The organism is Aeromonas sp. TECH754 (assembly GCF_056279295.1).
Genome location: NZ_JBWBRA010000001.1, coordinates 1,389,779 through 1,403,156 on the forward strand (window position 1 = coordinate 1,389,779; position 13,378 = coordinate 1,403,156).

Sequence of the window (13,378 nt, forward strand, 5' to 3'; positions counted from 1 at the left end):
ATTGGCTATCAAAGCGTCACCGACAGCTAAAAATGTCAGCTTGGTATCTAATTTCACTCTGGCGCATCAAAAAAAAGACTGTGTGCGTGATTATCCAGCACTCGCGTGCCGATGAAGTTCAGGCTGAGCTATATGTTGGCTGATTAACCGACTCAAAGCTGCGACAGCGAGGGCAGGGAGACGGCCACCAGAGTGAAAAATACGGTAAAAACGGCGGTAACAACGAACTCTTTCATTATTTTGTCTCCCTTTGCTGACTGTTGATGAGACCAAGATACCATAATAGCCCGACAAAACAAGGGTAAATGCAGTTTATTGGCAATATCCTCTTACTTATGTGCATGAGCTTTGTTTTTATATGTTTATGGGTGTTTTATGGTCTCATGGGCGAGGTGGAGCCATGATGCAGGATGGATATTAATTAAAAGCATTTAAAATCAGTTGTTTATGTATTTTGTTGATGGGTTTTTTAGCGGGCCTTATATGAGGCTTTTTTATATTTTGAAAATTTACTCGGCTCATTAAGGCCATTTTTACGTCGCAACCTGTCTCCTGGATGGCACAGGCATGATTAGGCCAGACATTCTGATCCTGTGACCACTTTTCATCGGGTCCTGTCATCCAACGCTCGTCTGGACAGCCACTTATGGGTATAGCCGACTCAGACTGGCGTCAGTTAACAGGTGGCCGGCGGTCGATGAGCAGGGTCTGCGCCCAGGCAGACTCTGCCAACGGGGGTCGTTGTTCCTGCAGCAGAATTGATCTGAAAAGTGATGCTGAGTGAGGGATTTGAGCTGACTTGATGACACCGGTACAGGGCCTGAGGGTTGCCGTGGAAGGGGCTGGGCGGATAAGCGAGTTGATGGCAGTGTGAGACCGCGAAGGTAGAGATCACCTATCTCGCACGGTCAGGGTGCATCAGGGCCGCAGCACCGACAGGGGCGAGGGGAGCAGGCCGCAGCAGAGAAAAGGCGAGCACTCAGGGTTGCATCGCTGCCGGGGTCATCACCCCAAGGTCGGCGCAGCGCGCCGGGAGAGGAAAAGAAAAAACCCTCCAACGGAGGGTTTTTGTCACAACACCTGTAAAGCGCTTGGGCTTAGAACAGGGTGGTGGAGAGATCGTACAGCTCCTGATCGAACGGACGCTTGAGGTTCTCGATGCAGTCGATGATGTCGTGGTGGACCATCTCGTTGCCCTGAATACCGACGCAGCGGCCACCCTGGCCGGCCAGCAGTTGTTCGACGGCGAAGGCGCCCATGCGGCTGGACATGATGCGATCGCGGGCAGTCGGTGAACCGCCACGCTGGATGTGGCCCAGGATGGTGGCGCGGGTTTCGCGGCCGGTCATGGCTTCGATGTCTTTGGCCAGGGCGTTCACATCGGTGACGTGCTCACAGATGGTGATGATGGCGTGCTTCTTGCCCTTGGCTTCCCCTTCACGGATCTGTTGCAGCAGCTTCTCTTTGTCGAAGGCCACTTCCGGCACGATCACGTACTCGGCGCCACCGGCAACCGCGGCGGACATGGCGAGATCGCCGCAGTGGCGGCCCATGATCTCGACCACGGAGATGCGGTGATGGGAGCTGCAGGTGTCGCGCAGACGGTCGATGGCGTCAACCACCACGTTCAGGGCGGTGTCGAAGCCGATGGTGAAGTCGGTCCCGGCGATGTCGTTGTCGATGGTGCCCGGCAGGCCGATACAGGGGAAGCCCTCTTCGGTCAACTTCTTGGCGCCCATGTAGGAGCCGTCACCGCCGATCACCACCAGGGCGTCGATGCCGTGCTTTTTCAGGTTCTCGATGGCCTCGGCACGGACTTTCGGGTCCTTGAAGGCGGGGAAACGGGCGGAGCCCAGGAAGGTGCCACCACGGTTGACCACGTCGGAGACGCTGTGGCGCTCGAGTTTGACGATCCTGTCCTGATGCAGACCGAGGTAGCCATCATAGATGCCGTAGACTTCCAGGCCATGATGCAGACCGGCGCGCACCACGGCGCGGATGGCTGCGTTCATACCCGGTGCGTCACCACCACTGGTCAAAACACCAATACGTTTGATTTGCTTGGTCATGAGTGCCTCTGGATCTGAGTTGTCGAAAATCAATATCTGAAAATAGGGTCAGCCACTTTTACTATATCGGCTTTCCTATGAAGCGAGAGGGACCCATAGGAAAGGAATATACGAAACGCCATATACAAGAGAGGGGCCAGGCCCCTCTCTTTGCGCGCCTTACTTGGCGGCGCCAGCGATGATCTGGGAGAAGTCGTCCACTTTCAGGGACGCACCACCCACCAAGCCACCGTCGATGTCCGGCTGACCGAACAGGTCGGCGGAGGTCGCGCCAGTCACGGAGCCACCGTACAGGATCTGTACCTTGGCAGCCACTGAGCCATCGAAGCTGGCCAGGTACTGACGGATGTGGGCGTGAACGGCCTGAGCGATTTCCGGAGTCGCGGTCTTGCCGGTACCGATGGCCCATACCGGCTCATAGGCAACGACGGCGTTTTCGAAGGAGGCGATGCCACAACGGTCGATCACGGCTTTGAGCTGGGTTTCAACCACGGTGTTGGTGGTGCCGGCTTCGAACTGAGCCAGGGTCTCACCGATGCACAGTACCGGGATCAGGCCTGCTTTCTGGATGACTTCGTACTTGGCGGCAACCACGTCGTCGGTCTCTGCGTGCAGGGTACGACGCTCGCTGTGGCCTACCAGGGAGTAGGTGCAACCGAAGGCTTTGAGCATGGAGGGGGCGTTTTCACCGGTGAAGGCGCCGGACTCGTGAAGGTCGGCATTTTGGGCGCCGTAGGCGATCTTGGTGCCTGCGGTCAGTTGCTCAACCAGACCCAAAAAGATAACCGGCGGGCAGACGGCGACTTGTACCGAAGGATGAGCGGCAGCAGCCGGGGTCAGTCCTTTGATCAGAGCTTCTACAGAAGCCTTGGTGCCGTTCAGTTTCCAGTTACCCATTACCAGGTGCTGTCTCATCTTGTATATCTCCTAGGCATTTGATTGCGCGACATTATATGAATTGAACCGAGCCCAAGATAGCTGACCCGGCGGCAAATGACGTAATTTTTTTTCGCTTTCCTGATCCAAATCAGGAATGCAATCGTCGATCGCTCATTCGTTAACCTGACCCCGCAGACGGGCCCACCATACCCCAATCCATTCGTGAATGGCAGCCTCGGAATACATCAGATAACGCCCCTTGGGCAGGTAGGTGTAGAGAGGTTGTGGCTGCTGGCTCTGCTTGGCGGTGTAATCCGTGGGGGCTGGCACCGCATCGAGTCCTTGTCCCTGATAGAGTGCCATGGCCCTCGGCAGGTGGGTGGCCGAGCTCACCAGCGCCACCCGCTTGCCCTTGAGCAAGCGGGCTATGCTGACCGCCTCGTCGTGGGTGTCTTTGTTGTTTTCAAACAACGTCATCCGGGATCTGTCTATGCCCAGACTCGCCGCCATGCGGGCGTTGACCTCGGCATTCGACAGGGGATCCCCCGCCACGGCGCCGGAGAAGACGAGTTGAGCATTGGGGTAAGCCTGGGCCAGACGAACCCCCTCCAGGGTTCGCGCCAACGCTATATTGTTCTGCCAGGAGCGCTCGGGCACTGCCGGATCGCTGACATGACCGTTACCGAGCACGACGATGGCCTCGATATCCTGATGCTGGCTCACTTCGAAGGGCGGATAGGTCTGCTCCAGGGAGCGGGCCAGCTCATAGCTTATCGGCCGCATCCCCATCAGGGCGACGATCACCAGAGAGAGGGTAGCCAAGAGCTTGCCGGTTTTCTGGAAGCGGGTGAACCAGAGCAGCAGCAGCGCCAGCACTAATAAGGAGAGGGAGAAGGGCAGCGGCATCAGTAGCTGGCCCAGCCACTTCTTGAGTTCGAACAAAGTGAGTCGTCCTTGAGTTTTCAGCGGATCCGGGATGTGACAGAATACCCCTCTTTTTTCCTGTGGCCCAACCCTGTGTGCGCTCAGTCCGCGAGCGGCGAACAAGGGCGGCCGAAGATGAGCATTGTCTTGAAGCAAGATCAGAGTTTTGACGGACGCGCCGACAAGTTCGCCCGCAACATCTACGACTCCACCAAGGGGCGCATCCGCACCACTGTGGTGTGGAGCGACATCGAAGCCTGTCTGGCCCGGCTCGGCAATCGGCCGCTGCGGATCCTGGATGCGGGGGGCGGTTTTGGCTACTTCGCCCAGAAGCTCGCGGCCATGGGCCATCAGGTGGAGCTGTGTGATTTGTCGGCAGAGATGCTGGCACTGGCCCGGGTCCAGATCGCCGAACAGGGGCTCGAAGACAGAATTCGTCTCATCCATTGCCCCATTCAGGATCTGAAACAGCACCTGAGCGGTACCTTTGATCTGGTGCTCTGCCACGCCGTGTTGGAGTGGCTCGCCGAGCCCCGCCAGACCCTGCTCGGTCTGTTCCCTTTCGTCAATGCAGGGGGCATACTGTCGCTGCTTTTCTACAACCGCCACGGCCTGTTGTTCCAGAGCCTGGTGGTGGGCAATTTCGACTATGTGCGCCAGGGGCTGAACAAGAAGCGCCAGACCGCCCTGACCCCCACCAATCCGCAGTTGCCTGAGCAGGTGTATGACTGGATCGGGCGAGGGGGCCTCAAGATCATCGGCAAGACAGGGGTGCGCGTCATCCACGACTACATGCGCCACAAGCAGGATCAGCACGAGAAGTTCGACGATCTGCTGGCCATGGAGCAGCAGTACTGCCGTCAGGAGCCTTTCGTCTCCCTTGGCCGCTATATCCATGTGATGGCGCAAAAACCGGTCGCTTAAGACCCTGGGCTATCGCAGTCGATGCCATTTTTGCGGGATTTAGCCGCCAGAGCACCCATCGGCTCTGGCCTATACACGACGAGCGGGAGCGATGCGCACATGAGGTGCGTGCCGGCCCCTCGGTTATAACAACGAGATGATAACGTCATGATGAGTACATCCCGTACCCTGCCCGAGATGGTGGGATGGGTCAGACAGGAGGGTCTGGCCTTGAGCCTGCCCACCGATCGGCTGGCCTTTCTGATTGCGATCAAGACCTTGTCCGAGGATGAGTCTGATCTCTCGGAAGCCGCGCTGCACGACGCCTTTGGCTATGTGAGCAGCGCCTTCGGCCAGATGGACGAGACCCAGAGCGGTCGCGCCAACAACGCCATCAACGATCTCATTCGCCAGCAACTCCTGTCGCGGTTCAATACCGACATGGTGGCCGGCGAGAGCCTCTATCGCCTGTCGCGCCTCGGCATGGGTATCGTCGACTTCTTTATGGATCAGCGCCAGGTCGACTCCATCAAGCTCTCCATCCTGCTGGAACACCTGGCCGCCGAGCTCGACACCGCCCGCAAGGCGGCGCTGACCCTGGATACCCGCGAGCAGTGGGATGCCGAGGTGCTGCCCCGGCTCAGCTTCTCCCTCGAAGAGACCCTCGGGCGCATCGATCTCACCCAGCGCGCCATGGATGAGCAGCAGAATCAGGTGAAACGCGAAATCGCGGCCCTGCTGACCCAGAACTGGATCGACGCCATCCACAGCTGCGAGAAGCTGCTGCACGAGACCGGTCAGACCCTGCGCGAGCTGCAAGACACCCTGGACGCCGCCGGCCACCGCCTGCAGGCGGGGCTGCTCAATATCCAGGAAGCCGCCCAGGGGCGGGACGACTTGTTCCACGTCGAGGAGCTGACCCATGCCCTGCAAGGGCGGCTGGACGTGATCACCTCTTGGGGCCAGCAGTGCATCGAGCTCTGGTCCCGTTACGACAGGCACGTGCACAAGTTCATCCGCAACGCCATCGACATGGACAAGAACCGCGCCTTCAGCCAGCGGCTGCGGGAATCCATCCGCAACTTCGAGCAACACAGCTGGCAGTTGCGCATCGCCGAAGAGCCACGGCTGCTGGAGCTGCGGGATGAGACCATCGCCATCCATGACGAGGAGGTCACCGGCGAGGTGCCCCTCGAGATGGAGTACCTGGAGATGGTGGACATCAACCAGGAGCTGGCGGAGCGCATCGAGCGCTACCTCGCCCGCTACCCCGAGCAGCGCTCCCAGCTGGATCTCGCCGACGTGCTGCGGGAATACCTGCTGGATTACCCGGCCCACGCCCACTTCGATGTGGCGCGCCTCTTGATAGATCAGGCCGTGCGCCTCGGCCATGCCAGTGGTGAACGTGAGCTTCACCATCAACCCGCATGGAAACCCATTAACCAAGCTGGATCCAAGGTTCAGGCCTATGTCATCGATCAATACTGAATTTCCTCTGCCGCTGCGATTGGCCGAGGCCATTGCCAATCCCTTGTTTCCGCGCATCGACACCGCCTTGCGCTCGGGCCGCCACATCAGTGCCGACGATTTCGAACAGCATTCGGCCCTGGTGGAGTTTCACGGCGAGCTGGAGATCTTCTACGGCCGCTATCAGGTGGAGCTCATCAAGGCGCCGGAAGGCTTCTTCTACCTGCGCCCGCGCCCCAGCGCCGACATCGGCACGACCGTGCTGTCTGAACTCGACATGCTGGTGGGCAAGGTGCTCTGTTACCTCTACTTGAGCCCGGACCGGCTCGCCTCGGAAGGGGTGTTCGCCATGGGCGAGCTGCAGGAGGAGGTACTGAGCCTCGCCGATGAGAAGCAGCTGCTGCGCATGGTCAACAGCCGCTCCGGCGGCACCGATCTGGACAAGAAGAAGCTGCTCGAGAAGATCCGCACCTCCATGCGCCGACTACGGCGTCTGGGCATGATCACGGCGCTCGGCAACGGCGACAAGTTCCGGGTCAACGAATCCGTGTTCCGCTTCGCCGCCGACGTGCGCTCCGACGAGGATCCCCGCGCGGTGCAGCTGCGGATGATCCAGGAAGGGGAAGCCATCTTCCACGACGACGAGATGCCGAGCAGCGATTCCCTGTTCGACGATATCGAGGCGGATCTGGACGAAGAGCAGCTGGAGCTGGAGGTGGAAGATGAGCAGCAAGGTTAAATTTTTGGCCCAAATGGGGACGATAGGTTTGATGGAGAGTGCGGCGTGAGAGGCAAATTCAAATCCCTGACCATGGTCAACTGGAACGGCTTCTTCGCCCGTACCTTCGATCTCGACCAGCTGGTCACCACGCTGTCCGGCGGCAACGGGGCGGGCAAGTCCACCACCATGGCGGCCTTTATCGCGGCCCTGATCCCGGATCAGTCCCTGCTGCACTTCCGTAACACCACGGAAGCGGGCTCCTCCAGCGCGTCCCGTGACAAGGGGCTCTACGGCAAGCTGCAGCGCGGCCACTGCTACTCTGTGCTGGAAGTAATGAACAGCCGCGAGCAGCGGATCTGGGTCGGCGTGCACCTGGAGCAGGTCGCGAACCGCGACAACAAGGTCAACATCACCCCCTTCGCCCTGGTGGATGTGCCGGCCAACCTGGCGCCGACCGATCTCTTGCTGGAGAAGCTCGAGGGTGGCAAGGGGCGGGTGCGCGCCTTCACCGATCTGAAGGGCGCGGCCGCCGAGCTTGGCGCCATGAAGGTCGCCAAGTTCAATACGGTGACCGATTACCACAACTTCATGTTCGAGTTCGGCATCACGCCCAAGAAATTGCGTGATCAGAAGGATCGCGGCAAGTTCTACCGGCTGATCGAGGCCTCCCTCTACGGCGGCATTTCGTCCTCCATCAGTCGCTCCTTGCGTGAATACCTGCTGCCGGAGAACTCCGGCGTGCGCAAGGCGTTCCAGGACATGGAGGCGGCGATCTACGAGAACCGCCGCACCCTGGAGGCCATCAAGGAGACCCAGGGCCAGCGAGATCTGTTCAAGAACCTGATCACCGAGACCACTCACTACGTGGCGGCGGATTATGTGCGCAACGCCGCCGAGAAGAACCGCCTCTCCGAGCTGGCCCTCAAGGCCCGTCAGGAGCTGGTGGGCAAGCGCCGCCTGCTCGCCGAAGAGAAGCAGCGCGCCATCTATCTGGCGGATGAGGTGGATCAGCTCACCAACCGCGAGAAGCTCTTGACCGACGAGCTGGAGAGCGCCGCCGAGCACCTGGCCAAGGTGATGGCCGCCGTCGCCCTGCAGAAGAAGATCGCCATGTATCGTGCCGATCTGACGGAGCTTGTTGACAAGCTCGAGCAGCAGCAGGCGATCGTGGAGGAGATCCACGGTCAATTGCTGGAGGTGGAGGAGCGCAAGGAGCTGGCCCAGGCCGAGGTGGACAGCCTCAAGACCCAGCTCGCCGACTATCAGCAGGCGCTCGACATTCAGCAGACCCGCGCCATCCAGTACCGTCAGGCGGTGCAGGCGTTGGAGAGTGCCCGCGAGCAGTGCGAGCTGCCGGGGCTTAACCCTGAACAGGCGAGCGACAGCCTGCACCAGTTCCGCACCGCCGAGCAGAGCCTCACCAGCCAGGTGCTGGGAGCCGAGCAACAGCTTGCCCTGGCGAAAGCCGCGGTGGCCGAGCACCAGGCCGCACTGACGCTGTTGCTGGGCATCGCCCCCGAGACCGCCCGTGAGGCTGCCTGGCCTACCGCGCAGGCACTGCTCAAGCGCCATATCGAAGACAAGGCCCGCATCGCCCAGGGGCAGGGGCTGCGCGCGGCTCTGGCTCGCCTGGAAAAAGAGAGCGAGAGCCAGAAGAACCTGCTGCGTCTGCGCGATGAGCTGAGCGAAGCCTCTGGCCAACAGATCACCAGCAGCGACGAGCTGGAGCTCTTCCTCGAGGCCCAGCGCACCCGCCAGGAAGAGCTTGCCGAGCAACAGGCAGAGGTCAATCAACGCCGCGCCAGCCTGGAGCATCAGGGTGCCCAGCTCGGTCGTGACATCAAGGATCTCACCACACTGGCGCCCCGCTGGCTGAAATCCTTCGAAAAACTCGAGCAACTGCGCGAGCAGAGCGGACTGGCGCTCACCAGCGCAGAGGCGCTCTCCGCCGGCATGCAGACCGTGCTCGACAAGGAGCGGGAGTTCGAGCAGGAGAGCAACCGCATCCAGGCCCAGAAACAGGCGCTGGAGCTGCAGATCCGCAACCTGCAGCTGGGGGCAGGGGAGGCGGATCCGCGCCTCGCCCGCATCGCCGAGCAGGTGGGGGGCGTGCTGCTCTCCGATGTCTACGACGATATCTCCATCGACGATGCCCCTTACTATTCCGCGCTCTACGGCCCGGCCCGCAGCGCCCTGGTGGTGCTCGACCTTGAGGGCGCCATAGAGCGGCTGAAAAAACTGGAAGACTGCCCCGAGGATATCTACCTCATCCAGGGCAACCCGGATTCGTTCGATGAGGATCTGGTGGAGGCGGACGAGCTTGGCGACGCCGTGCTGGTGCGCACCAGCAAGCGTCAGGTGCGTTTCTCCCGCTACCCCGAATTGCCGCTGTTTGGCCGCGCCGCGCGCGAGAAACGCATCGAGCAGCTCGACCTTGAGCGTGAAAACCTCATCGAGGGCTACGCCAAGGCCGCCTTCGAGCAGCAGAAGTACCACCGCCTCTACGGCCACTTCCGCGACTTTATCGGCCAGCATCTGGACATCGCGTTCAGACCGGATCCGGAAGCGGAAGTGGAAGCCAAGCAGAGCGAGCTGCGCAAGTTGCAGGGGGCCATGGCCGAGTGCGACAAGCTGCTCGCCGACGCCAAGGCCGCGGTCGCCCAGCTGACCCGTTATATCCAGCTGGTGCAGGCCATGCTGCCGTTCGCCCATCTGTTTGCCGAGGCCGACTTGGCCGAGCGCCTCGAGGCCGCCCGTACCGACGTGGAGAGTCTCAAGGCCGCCGAGACCTTTATCGCCCAGCACGGCAAGGCGCTGGAGCAATTAGAGGCCAAGGTGCAGGTGCTGCGCCAGGATCCCCAGGATCTCGCCGCCCTGCAGGCCGCGTACGACGAGGCGAGCGAATTGCTGGCGGAGCAGAAACGCCGTTGCTATGCCCTCGATCAGCTGGTGGCCCGCCTGCCGCATTTCGCCTATCAGGATGCCCAGGACCTGCTCGGCAAAGCCTCCGAGATGAGCGAGCGCCTGAAAGATAAGCTTAAAATAGCCGAGCTGACCGCCCGCACCGCGACCGAGCAGCACAAGCAGATCGGCCTGCGCCACACCGAGGCGCTGCAACTGCGCACCGCCCTCGATTCCAGCGCCTCGGCCAAGCGCCAGACCCTGACCGAGTTCGAGCAGGAGCTGGCCGCCATGGGGCTGACCCTGTCCGACGACATGGAAGACAAATCCCGCGCCCACAAGAAAGAGATCGAAGAGCTGCTGATCCGCACCCGCGCCCGTCGCACCAGCGCCGAGGCCCAGTTGCAGGTGACCAAGCGCGAGATTGAATCCCTTGGCGGTCGTCTCAAGCTCGAAGGCAAGGACTATTACAGTGCCCGCAAATCCCTGGTGAGCCACAAGGCGAGCTGGTCACGGGTGGTGCGCCTTGCGCGCGATACCGACGTCGAGAAGCGCCTCAACAAGCGCGAGCTGGCGTACCTCGACAGCGACGAGCTGAGATCCATGTCGGACAAGGCCCTCGGCGCCCTGCGCGTCGCCGTGGCTCACGACGAGGCCCTGCGCGATGCGCTGCGCCTGTCCGAGGGCAATCGCAGCACAGAGCAAAAGGTCGCCTTCTACGTGCAGGTCTATCGCTACCTCAAGGATCGGATCCGCAACGACATCATCCGCTCGGACGATCCGGTGGAGGCCATCGAGGAGATGGAGATCGAGCTGGCTCGTCTCGCCGACGAGCTCAAGCAGCGGGAAACCCATCTGTCCCTCTCCTCCCACGAGGTGGCGGCCAAGATCACCAACATCATCCGCCGCGAGCAGAACCGCATCCGGGTGCTCAACCAGGGCCTGCAGAACATCGCCTTCGGTCTGGTGCGCGGGGTGCGTCTCAACGTCAACATCCGTGAGGCTCACACTCGCCTGCTGACGGCGCTCGCCGATCAGAGTGCCATGCACAACGATCTGTTCGCCGACAAGGAGCTCAGCTTCTCCGAGGCCATGGCCAAGCTGTTCCAGCGCCTGAACCCGCAGATAGAACAGGGGGAGCGCAGCTACCAGGTGATGGGCGATGTCTTGCTGGATTATCGCAACTACCTGGAGCTGGAGATCGAGGTGCAGCGCGGTGCCGATGGCTGGCTGCGGGCTGAGAGCGGTGCGCTCTCCACCGGCGAGGCGATCGGGACCGGTCAGGCCATCCTGTTGATGGTGCTGATCAGCTGGGAGGAGGAGTCCCGTCGCCTGCGCGGCAAGGATATCGCCCCCTGCCGCCTGCTGTTCCTGGATGAGGCGGCGCGCCTGGATGGCAAGTCCATCGCCACCCTGTTCGAGCTGTGCGAGCGCCAGGACATGCAGCTGCTCATCGCGGCGCCGGAGAACATCAGCCCGGAGAAGGGCACCACCTACAAGCTCATCCGCAAGGTGCAGGGCAAGCACGAACACGTGCACGTGGTGGGCCTGCGGGGCTTTGGCTTCGCCGATGACAAGCTCATCGCCTGATGCAGCTGACCTGACACAGGTTGACGGGTGAACACACAAACGGGAGGCTTGGGCCTCCCGTTTTCTATGGAAACTGTGAGAGAGTAGGCGCCTGTTTGCGGGATCAAGATCGGCGGTGGCCGCCGGATCGCCGGGCCAGCGTGGCGCCGCATAAAGAATCGAGGAAATGGATATGAGGACCATGGTGCAAAAGGGGCTGCTGTTACCCCTCAGCCTGCTGCTGGCGGCCTGCAGCAGCCAGCCGGACGCCAGCAAGAGCGGCAGTTGGCGGGGTTATACCCAGACCGGGCTGGCCTCTTACTATGCCGACCGCTATCACAACAAGAAGACCGCCAGCGGCGAGCCCTACAAGAACAACGCCAACACGGCGGCCCACATGACGCTGCCCTTCGGCTCCATGGTGAGGGTGACCAACCTGACCAATGGCAAGAGCGTGCTGGTGCGGGTCAACGACAGGGGCAACTTCCCTAGGGGGCGGGTCATCGATCTCTCCAAAGCGGCGTTCAGCAGCATAGGCAACACGAGGTCTGGCCTTATCAAGGTCAAGCTCGAGGTCATGTAGGGCTGCAGTGGCAATTTGTGCTGCCTATTGCGGCGCTGGCAGAAACGCCGGCGCCAGGTCTCATGTCTGGACGCTTCGCATTGACAGGCGCCGATGCCGGACCCTAACTGTGGGGTGAGCAATGGCCGAGTCTGTGACTCGGCTTGTCGACCCTTGCCAGCGCGCAGAGACGGAGAAATCGAGATGGCTGATCACAGGCCCGTTCACCTCACCCAGATCCCGGTACAGGGGGCCAAGTCCCTCTATCCAGAGCCTTTCGCCTCCCTGGTCAGACACCGCACCAGGCGCAGATTGGGGGATCACTTCGGTCTCACCCACTTTGGCGTCAACTTCACGACCCTGGCGCCGGGGGCCATCTCGGCGCTCAAGCATCACCACTCCAGGCAGGACGAATTCATCTACATCCTCTCGGGTCATCCCACCCTGGTCTATGGCGACGAGGAGTTCTCGATGTCGCCGGGGGAGTGCGTCGGCTTCAAGGCCGGCAGCGGCCTGGCGCATCACTTGTTGAACAGATCCTCTGCCGATGCGACCTATCTCGAGGTCGGCGACCGGCTGCCCGGTGATACCGTCGACTACCCCGACGACGATCTGGCCCTGGTACAAGGGGCCGATGGTGCCTGGTCTGCCCGGCATAAAGACGGCTCGCCTTATTAGACCGTATCGAGGACTGCCAGGTTGCACCCCCATCCCGTCAATACCGGCCGGGAGATCGATGTGGGAGCCGCAGCCTGGCTTCAATGATTGGCATGTAAAACTGCATTGATGTGATTTCATAACCCATTTGAGCTGGTTTTGTTGCTCTGCGTAGTTTTATGTGCCGCAAAGGGAAACGCCACATCCTGAAACCACGGACCTGCCTGCCGTTTCCGTGAAGATCACACGGCCAGGGCGCTGGATGTGCAAGTGGGTGATCAGCTTAACGGCGCACGTATGATCAACGGCTGGACCTGGTGGAAAAGAGCCGATGGGGCGGCCACTGGCTGGGCGCCACAGGCTTGCCTGAGGGAGCCGTGATCACCATCGCGGCCTTGCGGCGCGAGTTGCTCAGGCTGGTGGAACCCACGCACCTTGAACCGGGCAATCTCGATTACGTGCTGTTCGAACTGCGCGATGTGCCCGGGACTTTTTACATGGGCGCAGCCTTCGTCCATCAGGCTGCGCTCGATGCCCACTGTGCCACCGATTATTTTCAAGCCTTCGCCCGCCAGGCCGACGCCTTGCTCGCAGAGCCGTTGCGGCTGATCCTGATGGAGGAGGTGGGCCAATGATCCTGATGCGCTGAGCCTGAGAGCCTGGGTTCTGATAGGTATTTGCGAGACATGGCTGGAGGAGACGGGAGGCTTTGCCTTCTGTTTGTTA

Annotated in this window: 10 protein-coding genes; 7 read left to right on the forward strand and 3 right to left on the reverse strand. The window is 61.0% G+C overall.

From position 1 onward, the window contains the following. Window positions 1–1,097: 1,097 nt before the first annotated feature. From pfkA to elyC, 3 genes are all read right to left on the reverse strand, one after another. Complete coding sequence (gene pfkA / locus ACZ9IL_RS06005; protein ID WP_042638119.1) at window positions 1,098–2,069, reverse strand: 6-phosphofructokinase; 972 nt, start codon at window positions 2,067–2,069, stop codon at window positions 1,098–1,100. Between the two features lie 159 nt (window positions 2,070–2,228). Continuing rightward, complete coding sequence (gene tpiA, locus ACZ9IL_RS06010) at window positions 2,229–2,984, reverse strand: triose-phosphate isomerase (RefSeq protein ID WP_476002686.1); 756 nt, start codon at window positions 2,982–2,984, stop codon at window positions 2,229–2,231. A 135-nt stretch (window positions 2,985–3,119) separates the two neighbouring features. Then, entirely contained in the window at window positions 3,120–3,890 is a 771-nt protein-coding gene (gene elyC, locus ACZ9IL_RS06015) for an envelope biogenesis factor ElyC (RefSeq protein ID WP_476002687.1), read from the reverse strand. Between the two features lie 129 nt (window positions 3,891–4,019). Between elyC and cmoM the strand changes: the two genes are divergently transcribed. From cmoM to ACZ9IL_RS06050, 7 genes are all read left to right on the forward strand, one after another. Then, window positions 4,020–4,796 carry a tRNA uridine 5-oxyacetic acid(34) methyltransferase CmoM gene (cmoM, locus tag ACZ9IL_RS06020; RefSeq protein WP_476005307.1) on the forward strand — a complete coding sequence of 259 codons (777 nt, stop codon included), beginning with the start codon at window positions 4,020–4,022 and terminating at the stop codon, window positions 4,794–4,796. A 147-nt stretch (window positions 4,797–4,943) separates the two neighbouring features. Beyond that, the gene (gene mukF / locus ACZ9IL_RS06025) at window positions 4,944–6,263 is read left to right on the forward strand and encodes a chromosome partition protein MukF (protein ID WP_476002688.1); all 1,320 of its coding nucleotides are present in this window, start codon (window positions 4,944–4,946) and stop codon (window positions 6,261–6,263) included. Beyond that, window positions 6,244–6,981 (forward strand): chromosome partition protein MukE, encoded by a 738-nt coding sequence (gene mukE, locus ACZ9IL_RS06030; RefSeq protein WP_476002689.1) that lies wholly within the window; start codon window positions 6,244–6,246, stop codon window positions 6,979–6,981. Before mukF ends, mukE begins: the two co-directional genes overlap by 20 nt. Window positions 6,982–7,026: 45 nt before the next feature. Beyond that, entirely contained in the window at window positions 7,027–11,454 is a 4,428-nt protein-coding gene (gene mukB / locus ACZ9IL_RS06035) for a chromosome partition protein MukB (RefSeq protein WP_476002690.1), read from the forward strand. A gap of 172 nt (window positions 11,455–11,626) precedes the next feature. Further along, the gene (locus ACZ9IL_RS06040; RefSeq protein WP_476005308.1) at window positions 11,627–12,016 is read left to right on the forward strand and encodes a septal ring lytic transglycosylase RlpA family protein; all 390 of its coding nucleotides are present in this window, start codon (window positions 11,627–11,629) and stop codon (window positions 12,014–12,016) included. Between the two features lie 183 nt (window positions 12,017–12,199). After that, window positions 12,200–12,673 (forward strand): cupin domain-containing protein, encoded by a 474-nt coding sequence (locus tag ACZ9IL_RS06045; RefSeq protein WP_476002691.1) that lies wholly within the window; start codon window positions 12,200–12,202, stop codon window positions 12,671–12,673. A 326-nt stretch (window positions 12,674–12,999) separates the two neighbouring features. After that, window positions 13,000–13,287, forward strand: coding sequence for a putative quinol monooxygenase (locus ACZ9IL_RS06050; RefSeq protein WP_476005309.1), 288 nt, complete (start codon window positions 13,000–13,002; stop codon window positions 13,285–13,287). The last annotated feature ends 91 nt before the right edge of the window (window positions 13,288–13,378 follow it).

Bases quoted from the DNA above. Each gene is read 5' to 3' on its own strand.
- mukF (WP_476002688.1), top strand. From the start codon at position 4,944: ATGATGAGTACATCCCGTACCCTGCCCGAGATGGTGGGATGGGTCAGA.
- pfkA (WP_042638119.1), bottom strand. From the start codon at position 2,069: ATGACCAAGCAAATCAAACGTATTGGTGTTTTGACCAGTGGTGGTGAC.
- mukE (WP_476002689.1), top strand. From the start codon at position 6,244: ATGTCATCGATCAATACTGAATTTCCTCTGCCGCTGCGATTGGCCGAG.
- ACZ9IL_RS06045 (WP_476002691.1), top strand. From the start codon at position 12,200: ATGGCTGATCACAGGCCCGTTCACCTCACCCAGATCCCGGTACAGGGG.
- ACZ9IL_RS06040 (WP_476005308.1), top strand. From the start codon at position 11,627: ATGAGGACCATGGTGCAAAAGGGGCTGCTGTTACCCCTCAGCCTGCTG.
- tpiA (WP_476002686.1), bottom strand. From the start codon at position 2,984: ATGAGACAGCACCTGGTAATGGGTAACTGGAAACTGAACGGCACCAAG.